This is a genomic window from Micromonospora sp. NPDC005686 (assembly GCF_042871665.1).
Taxonomy (GTDB): Bacteria; Actinomycetota; Actinomycetes; order Mycobacteriales; family Micromonosporaceae; genus Micromonospora.
In genome coordinates, this window is record NZ_JBIAIY010000003.1 from 409726 (window position 1) to 424013 (window position 14288).

Below are 14288 nucleotides of genomic sequence, written 5' to 3' on the forward strand. Positions count from 1 at the left end.
GAATGCAGCGGTTCTGGTTCCTCACCTTCGACGGGCTCGCCACCGGCGCGGTCTACGCCGCGTTCGCGCTCGCGCTGGTGCTCATCTGGCGGGCCGCCCGGGTGGTCAACTTCGCCCAGGGCGCGATGGCCGTGGCCACCGCCTACATCGGGTACGCGGTGGTCTCCGCCACCGGCTCGTACTGGCTGGGCCTGGCCGCCGCGATCCTGTCCGGGCTGGCCCTGGGCGCGCTTGTGGAACGGTTGCTGATGCGCTTCGCCGGGCCCGGCGGCCCGCTCAACCAGGTGATCATCGCGCTCGGGCTGGTGCTGGTCATCCAGGCGGTGCTCGGCATGGTCTTCGGCAACGACTACCGGCCCGCCCCGGCGCCGTTCGACACCGACGCGCTCACCATCGGCGGGGTGGCCACGCTGTCCCCGTACGACCTGTGGGTGCTCGGCGCGGCGCTCACGGTGGTGGCGCTGCTCGCGCTGCTGTTCACCCGTACCCCGGTGGGACTGCGGATGCGGGCCGCCGCGTTCGCCCCCGAGGTGTCCCGGCTGCTCGGCGTCAGCGTCGGCCGGATGCTCACGCTCGGCTGGGCGCTGGCAGCCGGGGTCGGCGCGCTGGCCGGGATGCTCGTCGTCCCCACCGGGCTCGGCCTGCACTCGCACGCCATGGACCTGGTCTTCGTGGTCGCGTTCACCGCCGCCGTGGTCGGCGGCCTGGACAGCCCGGTCGGCGCGGTGGTCGGCGGCCTGCTGGTCGGGCTGATCCTGTCCTACGTCACCGGCTACCTGGGACCGGACACCACGCCGCTGGCGGTCCTGGTGCTGCTGCTGTCCGTCCTGCTGGTCCGCCCCGGCGGGCTCTTCTCCGCGGCGAGAGCGAGGCACGTGTGACGACCACCCCCACCAAGATCGCGGCAGCGGCGCCGTCCCCGCTGCGCCGCCTGCTTCCCGGCGCTCCGGCCGGACGCGAGGCGCGCGGCTCCACGCTGCTGCGCCACCTGGCCCTGGCGGTGTTCGCCGGCACGCTCGTCGTGCTGGTCACCAACCAGCTCGCGCCGTACCAGAACCTGCAGGTGGCGCGCGTGTGCGCGTTCCTCTGCGTCACCGCCGGGCACACCGTGCTGGTAGGTCTCAACGGCCAGCTCTCGCTCGGGCACGGCGCGCTGATGGCCACCGGCGCCTACACGGTGGCGCTGACCCTGCGGGCCCTGGACGGGCAGGCCGTGTCCGGCTGGTGGACGCTGCCCGCGGCGCTGCTGGCGGCCGTCGTGCTGACCGCGCTGGGCGGGCTGGTGGTCGGGCTGGCCGCGGCCCGGCTGCGCGGCCCCTACCTGGCCGGTGTGACGCTGGCGGTGGCGACGCTGGTCCCGGCGGTCACCACCATCTTCACCGGCGTGTTCAACGGCGAGCAGGGACTGCCCTTCCCGGCCCAGACGCCACCGGCGGCGCTCGGCGCCTACTTCCAACCGGAGCGCTGGCTGGCCTGGATCGCGCTGGCCGCCGCGCTGCTGACCATGCTGCTGCTGGCCAACCTGGTCCGCAGCCGCTTCGGCCGGTCCCTGCGGGCGGTACGCGACGACGAGGTCGCCGCCCGGCTCGCCGGCATCCCGGTGGCACGTACCCAGGTCCTCGCGTTCGTGGTCAGCGCCGCCTGCGCCGGGCTGGGCGGCGGCGTGTACGCCGTGCTCACCGCCACCGTCGCCCCGGGCAAGTTCCCGCTGGACCTGTCGCTGTTCCTGCTCATGGCCATCGTGATCGGCGGGCTGGGCAGCCTGGCCGGCGCGGTCTGGGGCGCGGTGCTGCTGGTCGCGCTCCAGGATCTGCCCGCCCTGCTCACCGAGCACCTCAACCTGTCCGCCGGGCTGGCCCAGCGACTGGAGGGCAACCTCGCGCTGGCCGTGTTCGGCCTGGTGCTCATCGTCGTCATGCTCGCCGCGCCGGGCGGGATCGCCGGTGGTGTCCGCGCCGCCCGCGCCCGGCTGCGGGGCACCGTACGCCGCCGTTCCGCCCCCCACCGGTCGCCGGACCGCTGACCTCACCGGTTCCACCCACCGTTCGCACCGCCGCCCCGGATTGGAGAACCATGCGCACCACCACCCGCCGCGTTCTCGCGGCCGCCGCAGGGCTTGCCCTGCTCGCCGCGTTGCCTGCCTGCGCCGACGACGAGCAGCAGGCCGCCGAGAACGTCCCCGGTGTCACCGACACCGAGGTCGTCATCGGCACCCACCAACCGCTCACCGGACCGGCCGCCCCCGGCTACTCGAAGATCTCCGCCGCCACGAAGGCGTACTTCGAGCACGTCAACAGCAAGGGCGGGGTACACGGCCGGAAGATCGTCTACAAGGCGGTCGACGACGGCTACAACCCGGCCAACACCGAGAACGTGGTCCGCAAGCTGGTGCTCGACGACAAGGTCTTCGCGCTGCTCGGCGGCCTCGGCACGCCCACCCACACGAACGTGCTGGAGTTCGTCAAGACGCAGAAGGTGCCGGACCTGTTCGTCGCCTCCGGCAGCCGCAACTGGAACCAGCCGGACAAGTACCCGACGACGTTCGGCTGGCAGCCCGACTACACGGTCGAGGGCAAGATCCTGGCCGCCTACGTCAAGCGCGAGTTCCCCGGTGCGAAGGTCTGCCACTTCGGGCAGAACGACGACTTCGGGCGCGACTCGCTGGTCGGCGTGGAACAGGTCCTCGGCCCGGTCGCGGCCAAGCAGACGTACACCACCACCAACCAGCAGGTCGGCCCGGCCATCGGCGCGCTGCGCGCGGCCGGCTGCCAGGTGGTCATCTCGGCGACGATCCCCGGCTTCACCGCGCTCGCCATGGGCCAGGCCGCCGGCCAGGGCTTCAAGGCGCAGTGGGTGGTCTCCAACGTGGGCGCCGACTACACCACGCTGGCCGCCCAGCTCGGCGACAAGAAGGTGATCCTCGAGGGCATGGTGGCCGACAACTACCTGCCCAACGTGGCCGACACCGCTAACCCGTGGATCGCCGAGTTCACCAAGATCCACCAGAAGTACAACGCGGGCAACCCGGTCGACGGCAACGCGATCTACGGCTACTCGATGGCGTACACCTTCGTCCAGGCGATGCTCGCCGCCGGGCCCGATCCCACTAGGGAGAAGCTGGTCGAGGCCGTGCGCAAGGGCGGCTTCCGCGGCCCGGGCCTGGTCCCCTTCCGGTACGCCGACGGCGTGCACGCGGGCTACGGCGGGGTCCGGCTCACCAAGGTGAGCAACGGCGTGCAGGCGTACTTCGGTCCCGCGTACACCACCGACGACGGTGACGGCGCGGTCACCGAGTTCACCGAGCCGCCGACGAACCCGCCCGCGGACGCGGTGCCGACCGCCTGAGGCGTCCCGCCGGGCGGCCGGGTGCCGGTCGCCCGGCGGCACACACGTAGAGTGGCCGCCGGTATCCGAGCACAGGAGATTCCGTACCCATGATCGAGGTGGAGGCCGACCCGCCGGAGCGGGTGGACGGCCGCGCGGCGCGGGCCGAGCGCACCCGGGCCGCGATCGTGGAGGCGCACCTGGCCCTGATCGACGCCGGTGACCTGCGACCCACCGGGGAGCGGATCGCCGAGCGGGCCGGGGTGTCGCTGCGCACGCTCTGGACCAACTTCAAGGACATGGAGACGCTGTTCGCCGCGACCGGGCGGCGGGTCGGCGAGCGGCAGGCCGCGCTCTGGCAGCCGGTGTCGCCGGACCTGCCGCTGACCGCCCGGATCGCCGCGTTCTGCGACCAGCGAGCCCGGCTGCTGGAGGTGCTGGCGCCCTCGGCCCGCGCGTCGGCGCTGCGGGAGCCGTTCTCCCCGCAGTTGCGGCGCAACCGGGAGGCGGCCGTCGCCCGGGCCCGCCAGGAGATCGAGACGGTGTTCGCCCCGGAGCTGGCGCAGGCCGGGCCGGGACAAGCGCAGTTGCTGGACGCGCTCACCGTGTCCGGCACCTGGTCGGCCTGGTCGATGATGCGCGACTCGCTGGGGCTGGACGTGGACGCCGCCCGCGCCGTGATGGCCCGCACCCTGGGTGCGCTGCTGGTCGACGCGATCGCCGCCGGCCTGCGCTGACCGCACCCGGCCGCCGGCTCAGTCCTCGCGCAGCAGGCGCAGGATCCGGTTCAGTTCGGCCCGGTCGCCCGGTGGGAGCGCGCCGAAGAACCGTTCCGCCTCGGTGGCCCGCGCCTTCCGGATCGCGGTGCCCACCCGCTCGCCCTCGGCGGTCGGTGCGACCAGCGTGGCCCGCCTGTCGCCCGGGTCGGGCCGCCGCTGCACCAGCCCGCGCTCCTGCAGCCCGTCGATCACCTCGGTGGCCGAGCGCGGAGCGATGCGCAGGTGCTCGGCGAGCGCGCCGGGCCGCAGCGCGCCGTGACGCATCAGCACGCCCAGCGCCCGCGCCTGCCCGGGGCTGATCTCCCACGGCTCCAGCGCGCGCTTGGTCTGGTGCCGCAGCCGGCGGGTCACCGCCCAGAACGTCTCGGCCAGGCTCTCGTCGCTGCCGCTCACGGGAATACGGTAACAGGCTTTCGTGTTGTTCCCTCATGTTGAGGTAACCTCAGCATTATCGGTAACCTCAGCATCGTCCCCCACATGAGGAGCACCCTTGGATCGCATTCCCGACGGCCGCCGCGACGGCCGAACCGTATCCCCGGCCGAGAAGGCCCAGGCCCGCGACGTGTCCCTGCGCCGGATCGGCGGCCTGTTCACCGCCCACCGCAACCCGCTCGCCACCGTGGTGGCGATCATCGTGGCGTCCTCGATCATCGCGATGGCCACGCCGTTCCTGCTGCGTACCGTGATCGACAGGGCCCTGCCGGAGCGTGACCTGACGCTGCTGGCCTGGCTGGTCGCGGGCATGGTCGCGGTCGCCGCCGTGACCGCCGTGCTCGGCGTCGCACAGACCTGGATCTCCACCCGCGTCGGCCAGGAGGTCATGCACCGGCTGCGCACCGACGTCTTCACCCACCTCCAGCGGCAGTCGATCGGCTTCTTCGTGCGCACCCGCACGGGCGAGGTCCAGTCGCGCATCACCAACGACATCGGCGGCATGCAGTCGGTGGTCACCTCCACCGCCACCTCGTTCGCCGCCAACCTCACCACAGTGGTCGCCACCACCATCGCCATGCTGGCGCTGAGCTGGCGCCTCACGCTCGTCTCGGCGGTCGTGCTGCCGCCCGCGCTCTGGCTCACCCGCCGGGTCGCCCGGCTGCGCCGGGAGATCACCGCCCAGCGCCAGCGCGAACTGGCCGACCTCACCGTGACCATCGAGGAAGGGCTGTCGGTCAGCGGCGTACGGCTGGCCAAGACGCTCGGCACCGGCCCGGCCCTGGTCGACCGGTTCACCGCCTCGTCGGCCCGCCTGGTCGACCTGGAACTGCGCTCGGAGCTGGCCGGACGCTGGCGGATGGCCGCCATGAGCATCGTCTTCGCCGCCATCCCGGCGGTGATCTACCTGGGCGCCGGCCTGCCCGGCACCGCCGGCACGCTCACCATCGGCACGCTCGTCGCGTTCACCGCGCTCCAGGGCAACCTGTTCCGGCCGCTGATGGGCCTGCTCAACGTCGGCGTCACGCTCACCGCGTCGCTGGCGCTGTTCGCCCGCATCTTCGAATACCTCGACCTGCCCGTGGAGGTCGCCGAGCCGGCCCGCCCGGTCCCGCTGGACCCGGCCACCGCCCGCGGCCATCTGCGCGTCGAGGACGTCACCTTCAGCTACCCGGGCAGCGACACCGCCGCCCTGGCCGGAGTCAGCCTGGACGTCCCGGCCGGCACCAGCCTCGCCCTGGTGGGGGAGACCGGCTCCGGCAAGAGCACGCTCGCCGCGCTGATCAGCCGGCTGCACGACCCGGACGCCGGCCGCATCACCATCGACGGGATCGACCTGCGCGACCTGCGCCCGGCCGACCTGGCCGCCGTCGTGGGCGTGGTCAGCCAGGAGACGTACCTGCTGCACGGCACCGTGCGGGACAACCTCCGGTACGCCCGCCCGGACGCCACCGACGCCGAGATCGAGGCCGCCGCCCGCGCCGCCCGCATCCACGACCTCGTCACCGCGCTGCCCGACGGGTACGACACCATGGTCGGCTCCCGCGGCCACCGGTTCTCCGGCGGCGAGCAGCAGCGCCTGGCGATCGCCCGGACGCTGCTGCGCGACCCGCGGATCCTGGTGCTGGACGAGGCGACGAGCGCGCTGGACACCGAGACCGAGCGTGCGGTCCAGCGGGCGTTGGACGAGCTGGCCCGGGGACGGACCGTGGTGACCATCGCGCACCGACTCTCCACGGTTCGCGACGCCGACCGCATCGCCGTGCTCGACCACGGCCGGATCGTCGAGTCCGGCACCCACGACGCGCTGCTGGACCGGCGCGGCCGTTACGCCGCCCTGGTCGGCTGAGCGCCGGCAGGCGCAGCGCCGCCGCTGCCGGGCCCGCCGGGTCCGCTGTCGGTGCCGGGCCCGCCGGCGCCGATGCCCGACGCCAGGTTCAGGGCGGCCCGGATCGGGTCGCCCGCCCAGCGGCTGGCGAACGCCTCGTGCAGCCGCCACCCGGCCCGGATCAGCGTGCGCTGCCGTTCCAGGTGCGCCGCCGCGCCGTCCGGGTGCACCGCGCAGATCACCCCGGCCGCGTCGGCGTCCGCGCCCACGCAGAGGTCGACGCGCCACCGGCCGACCGGATATCCGGGCCGCACCGCCAGCCCGAGCCGGCGCAGCTCCTCGGCCAGCTCGGCGGTCCAGCCGGTGGCCGGCTCCGCCTGCGGCGCCACGGGTGGCCGGTCCGCGTAGGCCAGGAAGTCGCCCACCAGGCCCTCCGGCGAGCGCAGCGAGGTGACCACCGTCAGTCGCCGCCGGGCCCGGGTGACGAGCACGTTGAACAGGTTCGGCCCGGCTGCGAACCGGTGCCGTGCCGGCGGGTCGCCGTCCACCAGGCCGAGCGAGGCGATCACCACGTCCGCCTCGCTGCCCTGGAACGCGTGCACGGTGCCCGAGCGCAGGCCGAGACGCTCGATCTCGTCGACGTCGTACGCGGCCAGCAGCGCCGCCTCGATCGCGTCCGCCTGCGCGCGGAACGGGGTGACCACCGCGATGCCGCCCGGTGGGGGATCGGCGGCGAGCCGCCGTACGAGATCGAGGACGGCGGCGACCTCGGCCTGGTTGACGCCGTCGACAACGCTCGCCCCGTCGACGGTCAGCACGTCGATGACGTCGGCGCGCTCGTTGCGCGGATGCCGGGTGACCAGTTCCAGCCGGTCGCCGTAGAACCGGCGCGCGGAGAACCCGATCAGGTGCGGCACGGACCGGTGGTGCTCGCCCAGCCAGGTGACCGGGGCGGCGCCGGTGGCCACGTCGAAGGCGCTGGAGCGGCGTACGTCGAGCCGGTCGCCGAAGCGTTCCAGACCGTGCCGGCGCAGGGTGGCGGACACGTCCACGTCGGCCACGAACGACACGAACCGCAGCTGCCGGGGGTCGCCGGCCACCAGCGCCCGCCGGGCCCGGGCGAGCGCCGGAGCGGCCCGCAACTGGTCGATGTGCGCGGCCTCGTCGAGCACCACCAGGTCGAACATCCCCGGCATCGGGGGCAGCAGGTCCTCGACGTCGGCGACCGTGCCCACCCACAGCGGCAGCGCCCGTACCAGCGCCTGGGCGTCCAGCCCGGCGAGCAGTTCGCGGCGGCGGTTCCGTCCGGCCCGCAGCGCGGCGGCCAGGCCACCCGTGGCCCGCCGCGCCGCGTCGCTCCACCGGTGGGCGCTCGTCGCCCGGTGGCGCATCGCCGTGCCGACGGCCTCGGCGAGCGCCGCCTCCGCGGTGGCCAGGGCACGCCAGGAGTCGGCCAGGTCGGTGCCACCGGTGGCGGCCAGCCGGGCCGCCGCCCGTACCGCGCCCGCCGCCTCCACCGCGGTCCGCAACCGTTCCAGGGGTACGTCACCGCCGGTGAGCCGGCGCAGCCGTGTCCCGGCCCGCGACCGCCGCCAGCGCCGCCACCAGCCGTCGCCGGGTGCCGTCGTCGCCGCCAGCGCGGCGTGGACCGCGTCCAGGTCGGTGTCCGGGTCGAACAGGCGGGGGAGGTCCCGGCTCAGGGCGGGCAGCAGCGGTTGCCAGTCGGGCAGCGTGGCGGCCCGGCGTTCCTGGTCGAGGGCAGCGGTGATCGCGTCCGACAGGGCCCGCACCCGGTCGTCGGCGGAAGCCACGGCGGCCTCGGCGTCCCGCAGCGTCACCTCGTCCGTCCCGGCGGCCGCACCGCCGGCCAGGTCGGCGGCGATCGTCTCCCGGCGCTCGGCGTCGCCGAACAGCACCGGCGCCGGGCCGCTGTGCCGGCGCAGCAGTTCACCCAGCACGTCGGCGGCGTGCACCGACTGGGTGGCCACGAGCACCGACCCGCCCCGGTCCACAGCGTCCAGCGCGGCGGCGACCAGGGCGTGGCTCTTGCCGTTGCCCGGTGCGCCCGAGACGACCACGACCGGTTCGACGCGGGTGCGCCGCACCACGTCGCGCTGGGCCGGACTCAACGGCAGCGGCGACAGCACCTCCGCCTCGTCGGCCCGGCCGCCGGGGCCGGCGCGCCGTCCGTCGTCCTCGCGCCGTCCGTTGTCGCTGCCCGGGACGGCGCCGTCACCTCGGACGGTGTCGCCGGTCCGGCCGGTGTAGAGGCGGTTCAGCGCCGTGTCCGCCAGCCCGGGCCGGACCGCCCAGGCGAGCAGCGTGTCGCGCAGCCGGCCGCCCAGCACATCGCGGGTGGTGAAGAGCGCCGCGGCGGCGACGCCGACGAGCGTCTCGTCGTCGATGCGGCGGGGCGGTCGCGCCTGCACCGTCGCGAGCGTCAAGCCGGCGGCCTCGGCGGCGGCGGTGATCCACGCCTTGGTGCCGGGCGCGCCGAGCCAACCGGGACCGGCCAGCCCCGGGGCGGCCTCCAGCCGGCCCGCGAGGTCCCGATCCTCGATCAGCGTGGTCAGTTCCAGGTCCCCGGCCGGCACGATCCGGTAGGTGCGGCTGGTGCGTTCCAGGCGTACCGGCTGGGCCAGTAACGGCACGCGGACCCGCCGGCGGCTGCCGTCGAGGTCGGCGCCGCCGACGACGAAGGCCAGACCCCGGCGCAGGATCCGCTGGTCGCGGTGCAGCGCGTCGAGGGCGGCCAGCCGGTCCAGCCGGGCGTCGCGCGGCGCGCGGTCGGGCCCGGGCAGCCAGATGAGCGGCCGGCCGGCGCCGGAGACGTCGAAGGCCCGCTCGGCGCCGGCCGGGGCCAGGTCGGCGAGCGCGGTGAGGATCTTGGCCGTCTCCATCGCCCGCGATTCTGCCGTACGTGCTCCGGCCCGGCCATCGCCGAACGACGCCGCCGGGCGGCGGGATGTAGGAAACTTTTGCCCAGACATTCATCTCTGTAGCTATTTACCTGACAGATTGGCGGTCCTAGCATCGATCTACATCGTTGTCGAGAAGAGGAGAGGTCGATGTCCCTGACGTTCACCGCGGCCCGGATGCGCGTGCCCGCAGTGCTCACGGTCGCCGTCGTCGCCGGTGCGATGCTCGGCGTGCAGCCGGCGCAGGCCGCCCGGCCGGGCTTCCGGATGCCGTTCCTGTGCGACCAGACCTGGCAGGGCAACAACTGGAACGGGCACAGCCCGGACCACGCCATCGACTGGAACCACTACGACGCCAACGGCAGCCCCGACGACCTGGGCCGCCGGACGGTCGCCAGCGCCGCCGGCACCGTGCTGGAGTCGTACTACTCCACCACCTCCGGCTACGGGAACACCATCGTCATCGGGCACGGCGACGGCTGGCGCACCCGGTACGCCCACCTCGACTCACGGGCGGTGGCCGCGGGCGACACCGTGAAGCGCGGCGACGTCATCGGGCGGGTCGGCGCGACGTCGGCGAAGTACGACCTCAGCCCGCACCTGCACTACGAGCAGATCCACGACGGCAGCGTCGTGGTGGCGGTCGTGCAGGGCGTCACCTGGTCCGACGGGCTCAAGCGCAACCAGACCAGCACCAACGGCTGCTGACACGCGGCCCGCGCCGGCGGGTCCCGCTCGGCGTCGGCGGCGAAAACCCGATCTGCAAGACGTGATTTGCGGAACGCAAGTGGGTAGAGTGGCGCGGTGCCCAGGGGAGTGCAAGCTCAGGTGCCGGTGCTGTACGTCGCGGACGTCGGCGCGGCCTGCCGGTTCTACGCGTTGTTCGGCTACACCGGGCAGCCCGGCGAGAACGGCCGGACGCGTCTGCGCTGCGGCGACCTGACCCTCCTGCTCGTCGACGCCGCTCCGGCGCCGGCCGCGCTCTACCTGCACGTCGACGACGTCCTCGCGACCGCCGAGCGTCTCGTCGCGGCCGGTCACCCGGTCGAGCCCACTCCCGGCGGGGAGTGCCGCACGGTCGATCCCGACGGCAACACGGTTCTGTTCGTCCGCTCGCAGACCGCTCCGGTCCCGCAGGCCGAACCGGACGGGCGGCCCGCGCCGGTCCGCCGGGCCGCCCGGGTCGCCGCCCGGCGCGACGGCGCTCCCAGGCACTGCCAGATCGGCGGGCCGCGCGGCGAACCTTGCGCCGAGCCGGCCGAGGTCAAGCTCGCCGACTCCTGGGGCGACACGGCGTGGGGCTGCCTGGCCCACGCCGACGAGGCCCTGGTCAACGCACGCGGCGCGTTCCTGGCCACCGAGGACGGCACCGGGCTCGCCGCGTACCTGGCCGCCCGGCAGGCCCGGCCCAGCGCCGCTGTCCCGGCCTGACCGGCCGGGCTCAGACCTCTGGCGGCTCCGGGTCGTCCGGCCGTGGCCGCTGTCCCCGGGCCGGACGCGGCGCGGGCGGGGGGAGCAGCGGCTCCAACGGGGTGAACGACTCAACGGTCGCGCTGGTCCTGCCGGTCGTGCTCCTCGGCGTACGCGGCGCGGCGGCGGGCCAGGTCGCGCTCGCACTCCAGCGCGATGCGCTGCTCCCAGTACGGCTGGAGCAGCTTGCGCACCCGCTCGTCCAGGTGCACGGTCACGTCCGGCTCACAGGTGAAGGTGACCTGGCCGTGCGCGTACGTCCAGGGCGGCGGGTCGTCGCCGGCGAGGGCGGTGGTCAACGCGGCGTGCAGGTCGCGCGGGCGGTGCGGCGGCACCTCCACCGCGTGCCGGACCGCGAGCCGGCGCAGGCGCTGCGTGGCCTGCCGCTGGAAGTAGTCCACGTACCAGCCGAACAGCTCCGGCCGGGCGGAGTCCGACGACCAGGTGTAGGTGGCCCGGACCAGGAACACGTACACCTCGCCCTGCGCCGGCACCACGAGCGGATCCGGGACGCGCCGGTCGACTGTGGGCGCCGGCGTCACCGGCTCCTCGGTCCACCAGAGCTGCCGCAGCGTCGGCTGCGCACCGTCCCAGAAGCGCCGGGCCCGTACGCGCGCCGCCTCGCCGAACGCCCGCGCCCGTCCGGCCCACCGCCGCCGGCTGCTGTCCACCGGCGCGCCGGGCTTCGGCCTGCCGCCGGCCGGCTCGGGTCCCTCCGGCACCGCGGTCATCGCACCCCCTCCATGCCGGATCGCAGCATCGGGTCCCGCGGCGTCACGGGACGCGCGGGCCGTCGGGCGAGGGGTGGCCGGACCGCCGTGACGGTCCGCGATCCACGCTAACAACCCCGACCGGTGTACGCGTGCAGCCGCGCGCACGGCGCTTCCGCCCGGTGCTGCGCGCTCCGGTCCGGTGCGGGGCTGGAGGCTGACCGATCGGACGAGCCGTCCCGTAGTCCTATCCGTGGGACTCGGAGCGGTTTCGGTCCCGTTCACGGGACCGACCATCCAGACTCGATGATCACGCCTTGATCGGGCTCCGTCGCGCTTCGTAGCGTGAGGCTCCGTCATCCTTCGGGGAGGACACACCACATGGGCGTAGACGCTCGCGACGCCGCCGGCCGGACCGTGCAGTTCGTGCGGTCCCTGGCCGAGCGGCAGTACGACCGGGTCTGGGCCCCGGACTTCCTGCATCTCACCCCCGGCGTGCAGGGCTTCGCCGTCTTCCATCGCGGCGGCCTGGTGCTGGTCTACGGCGCGGTGTCACCCGACGACCCGGCCCGCTGGGTGTTCCGGATGGCATGCGCGGCCGGCGCCGACGTGCCGGACATCTCCGGGGCGATGGCCTGGGCGAACATCCGCAACCGGCTGGCCGAGGCCGGGCGCTACTACTGCGTCGTCAAGGCCGACCAGAGCGCCTGCCACGTGGTGTTCGCGCTCGACGTGCGCGGCCCGCTGCTCGACGACGTGACCGCGCCCGACGCGCACGTCGTGCGGGAACTGCTGCACTTCTCGCTGGCGGTGTGCGTACACAACGCCGTGGCGGACTTCCGCGACCTTGTCTCCTACCTGCCGGCGCGGCCGCTGGCGCCGACCGAGATCGACGCCTGGACCCTGTTCGCCGGCACACAGGACTGATCGGACGGCATCGGCTCGCCGGCTCGACGCAGCCCTGCGACCTGGACGAAGATGTCCCGCTTCGCGGTCGCGGTGCCACGACGGTTGAGCACGTAGCCGGTCAGCTCGGCCGTCGACCCGCAGGAGGTCACCGGGCTGCGGGCGCACCGCTACCAGGGGCCGTCGTTCGGCGGGCGGCACTCCCGGGCGTGCATGGTCTGCCAGTCGCGCAGGGCGCGCTTCAGCCTGCCGTTCTCCTGCGCGAGCAGGCGTACCTGCCGGTGCAGGTCGGTCAGCTCGTCGGCGACCAGGGTCTGGAAAGCGCGCACCTGGTCGGGGTCGACGCCGCACCTGCGGGCGTCGAAGGCGTGGGTACGCACCTCGTGCGGGGTCAGCCGGGCCGGTAGGCCGGTCAGGTGGAGCCGGTCGGATCGATGCGGTGTCACTGCGGTCCTTCCAGGAGCAGGGGACAGGTGCGGCGGGTCTGGAAGGGCGGGCCGTCCGCACGCCGGCCGCGGACGACCCGCCCGCTCCGCCCTCGCAGCCCGGATCGGCGGTACGGAGGCGGAGCAGTCCGGAGGGTCGGGACGGGAACGCACACCCGCCCCGACCGGGGGATGAGCCGAGCTCGTTGCCACGCGAGGATCGGCCCGGAATCAACTTATCTAGACATGTCAGGTAAGTCAACGCTGCTTGTTAGGCGAGTCGCGGTGTGATCGAATCGAATCGCCACGCGAGGAGTGCCATGCGAGAAGTGCCGGATTACTGGCGCATCGCCGACGATGTGATCGCCGATGTCAGGGGAAAGAAACTGAAGCCGGGGGAGAAGCTGCCCTCGATCGCTGAGCTGCGCGATCGCTACGACGTCAGTCACGGGACCGTGCAGATGGCGTATGCGCGTCTCGAAGCGTTGCGGGTGATCCGGCGCCAGCAGGGCAAGGGCGTCTTCGTGACCGACCCGAAGACCTGGATGAGAGAGCCGTAACCGGCGTCAGTCCAGAAGTGCCGCAGTGGGTCGCCCAGGGCTCGACCTCCGACCCGCAGCCGTGCGACTCGCCATACTGTCGGCGATGACTGCTGACGTGCGTACCGAAGACGGTTGTCGCCTGTGGGCCGACCAGGTCGGCGCCGGGACGCCGCTGGTGCTCTGTCACGGCGGTCCGGGCCTCTGGGACTACCTCGGCCCGGTCGCCCGGCTGCTCGACGCGCACGCCCGTGTCATCCGGTGGGACCAGCGTGGTTGCGGACGCTCACAGCGGCGCGGTCCGTACTCGGTCGGCCGCTTCGTCGCCGACCTCGACGCGGTGCGCGAACACCTGGCCGGGCCGCGAACGGCGGTGCTGGGCCACTCGTGGGGCGCGCACCTGGCGCTGCGGTACGCGATCGAGCACCCGGAACGGGTCAGTCACCTGATCTACGTCACCGGCACCGGCATCGACGCCGATCGCGGCTGGCATCCGCACTACGAACGCAATCTGCGGCGGCGGCTCGGGCCGCACCTGGACCGGTGGGAGGCGCTTGGCGCAGCAGCCCGCACCCCGGGGGAGGAACGCGAACGGGCGGTCCTGCAGTGGTCGGCCGACTTCGCCGACCCCGAGGCCGCCGTGGCGCACGCCGAGGACATGGCCACGCCATGGCTGGGAATCAACAGCGACTGCAACCGGGCCGTCAACGCCGAGGTCAAGCGGGAACTGCGCACGTCCGAGTTGGCGGCGCGGTGCCGAGCGCTCGACCTGCCGGTGCTGATTATCGACGGCCCCGAGGACATCCGACCCCGCTGGGCCGTCGACTCGCTGGAGAAGGCGCTGCCGAACTGCGAGCGGGTCAGCCTCCCCGGATCCGGTCATCTGCCGTGGGTCGAGAATCCACACGACTTCCGTCGGGCGGTGGCCACCTTCCTCGACGCGACGGTGTGAGCCGA

14 protein-coding genes are annotated in these 14288 nt (G+C 73.9%); 10 read left to right on the forward strand and 4 right to left on the reverse strand.

The genetic code is table 11. The features are described from left to right. Positions 1-2 precede the first annotated feature (2 nt). From ACFYON_RS08995 to ACFYON_RS09010, 4 genes are all read left to right on the forward strand, one after another. On the forward strand, positions 3-881 hold the full coding sequence (locus ACFYON_RS08995) for a branched-chain amino acid ABC transporter permease (protein WP_354863845.1): 879 nt from the start codon (positions 3-5) through the stop codon (positions 879-881). After that, on the forward strand, positions 878-2023 hold the full coding sequence (locus ACFYON_RS09000; RefSeq protein ID WP_354863843.1) for a branched-chain amino acid ABC transporter permease: 1146 nt from the start codon (positions 878-880) through the stop codon (positions 2021-2023). The genes ACFYON_RS08995 and ACFYON_RS09000 overlap by 4 nt, the downstream gene beginning before the upstream one ends. 50 nt (positions 2024-2073) lie before the next feature. Further along, a complete protein-coding gene (locus ACFYON_RS09005; RefSeq protein ID WP_354863841.1) occupies positions 2074-3345 on the forward strand; it encodes an ABC transporter substrate-binding protein in 1272 nt (423 codons plus the stop codon). A gap of 89 nt (positions 3346-3434) precedes the next feature. After that, positions 3435-4061 carry a TetR/AcrR family transcriptional regulator gene (locus ACFYON_RS09010; RefSeq protein WP_354863839.1) on the forward strand — a complete coding sequence of 209 codons (627 nt, stop codon included), beginning with the start codon at positions 3435-3437 and terminating at the stop codon, positions 4059-4061. Between the two features lie 18 nt (positions 4062-4079). Here ACFYON_RS09010 and ACFYON_RS09015 read toward each other — a convergent pair whose 3' ends face one another. Beyond that, entirely contained in the window at positions 4080-4496 is a 417-nt protein-coding gene (locus tag ACFYON_RS09015) for a MarR family transcriptional regulator (RefSeq protein ID WP_354863837.1), read from the reverse strand. 106 nt (positions 4497-4602) lie between these two features. On the opposite strand from ACFYON_RS09015, the gene ACFYON_RS09020 reads away from it, so the two are divergent. Next, complete coding sequence (locus ACFYON_RS09020) at positions 4603-6384, forward strand: ABC transporter ATP-binding protein (protein WP_387188067.1); 1782 nt, start codon at positions 4603-4605, stop codon at positions 6382-6384. Here ACFYON_RS09020 and ACFYON_RS09025 read toward each other — a convergent pair. After that, positions 6363-9263, reverse strand: coding sequence for an AAA domain-containing protein (locus ACFYON_RS09025; RefSeq protein ID WP_387320693.1), 2901 nt, complete (start codon positions 9261-9263; stop codon positions 6363-6365). The genes ACFYON_RS09020 and ACFYON_RS09025 overlap by 22 nt on opposite strands. A 168-nt stretch (positions 9264-9431) precedes the next feature. Here ACFYON_RS09025 and ACFYON_RS09030 point away from each other — a divergent pair, with 168 nt between their 5' ends. Beyond that, on the forward strand, positions 9432-9989 hold the full coding sequence (locus tag ACFYON_RS09030; protein ID WP_354863831.1) for a M23 family metallopeptidase: 558 nt from the start codon (positions 9432-9434) through the stop codon (positions 9987-9989). A gap of 96 nt (positions 9990-10085) precedes the next feature. Then, positions 10086-10712 (forward strand): VOC family protein, encoded by a 627-nt coding sequence (locus ACFYON_RS09035; RefSeq protein WP_355047416.1) that lies wholly within the window; start codon positions 10086-10088, stop codon positions 10710-10712. A 110-nt stretch (positions 10713-10822) separates the two neighbouring features. On the opposite strand, the gene ACFYON_RS09040 is transcribed toward ACFYON_RS09035, so the two are convergent. Beyond that, the gene (locus ACFYON_RS09040; protein WP_355047415.1) at positions 10823-11482 is read right to left on the reverse strand and encodes a hypothetical protein; all 660 of its coding nucleotides are present in this window, start codon (positions 11480-11482) and stop codon (positions 10823-10825) included. A 360-nt stretch (positions 11483-11842) separates the two neighbouring features. On the opposite strand from ACFYON_RS09040, the gene ACFYON_RS09045 reads away from it, so the two are divergent. Further along, positions 11843-12388: a hypothetical protein gene (locus ACFYON_RS09045; protein ID WP_355047414.1), complete on the forward strand. Its 546-nt coding sequence runs from the start codon at positions 11843-11845 to the stop codon at positions 12386-12388. 149 nt (positions 12389-12537) lie between these two features. On the opposite strand, the gene ACFYON_RS09050 is transcribed toward ACFYON_RS09045, so the two are convergent. Further along, positions 12538-12813 (reverse strand): cell division protein DivIVA, encoded by a 276-nt coding sequence (locus ACFYON_RS09050; protein ID WP_354863824.1) that lies wholly within the window; start codon positions 12811-12813, stop codon positions 12538-12540. A gap of 299 nt (positions 12814-13112) precedes the next feature. Between ACFYON_RS09050 and ACFYON_RS09055 the strand changes: the two genes are divergently transcribed. Next, positions 13113-13352: a winged helix-turn-helix domain-containing protein gene (locus ACFYON_RS09055; RefSeq protein ID WP_357708008.1), complete on the forward strand. Its 240-nt coding sequence runs from the start codon at positions 13113-13115 to the stop codon at positions 13350-13352. 85 nt (positions 13353-13437) lie between these two features. Beyond that, positions 13438-14283 carry an alpha/beta hydrolase gene (locus tag ACFYON_RS09060; protein WP_354863821.1) on the forward strand — a complete coding sequence of 282 codons (846 nt, stop codon included), beginning with the start codon at positions 13438-13440 and terminating at the stop codon, positions 14281-14283. The last annotated feature ends 5 nt before the right edge of the window (positions 14284-14288 follow it).

Excerpts from the sequence above, each read along its gene's own strand:
- ACFYON_RS08995 (WP_354863845.1), top strand. The coding sequence starts at position 3 with ATGCAGCGGTTCTGGTTCCTCACCTTCGACGGGCTCGCCACCGGCGCG.
- ACFYON_RS09005 (WP_354863841.1), top strand. The coding sequence starts at position 2,074 with ATGCGCACCACCACCCGCCGCGTTCTCGCGGCCGCCGCAGGGCTTGCC.
- ACFYON_RS09010 (WP_354863839.1), top strand. The coding sequence starts at position 3,435 with ATGATCGAGGTGGAGGCCGACCCGCCGGAGCGGGTGGACGGCCGCGCG.
- ACFYON_RS09025 (WP_387320693.1), bottom strand. The coding sequence starts at position 9,263 with ATGGAGACGGCCAAGATCCTCACCGCGCTCGCCGACCTGGCCCCGGCC.
- ACFYON_RS09030 (WP_354863831.1), top strand. The coding sequence starts at position 9,432 with ATGTCCCTGACGTTCACCGCGGCCCGGATGCGCGTGCCCGCAGTGCTC.
- ACFYON_RS09040 (WP_355047415.1), bottom strand. The coding sequence starts at position 11,482 with ATGACCGCGGTGCCGGAGGGACCCGAGCCGGCCGGCGGCAGGCCGAAG.
- ACFYON_RS09045 (WP_355047414.1), top strand. The coding sequence starts at position 11,843 with ATGGGCGTAGACGCTCGCGACGCCGCCGGCCGGACCGTGCAGTTCGTG.
- ACFYON_RS09055 (WP_357708008.1), top strand. The coding sequence starts at position 13,113 with ATGCGAGAAGTGCCGGATTACTGGCGCATCGCCGACGATGTGATCGCC.
- ACFYON_RS09060 (WP_354863821.1), top strand. The coding sequence starts at position 13,438 with ATGACTGCTGACGTGCGTACCGAAGACGGTTGTCGCCTGTGGGCCGAC.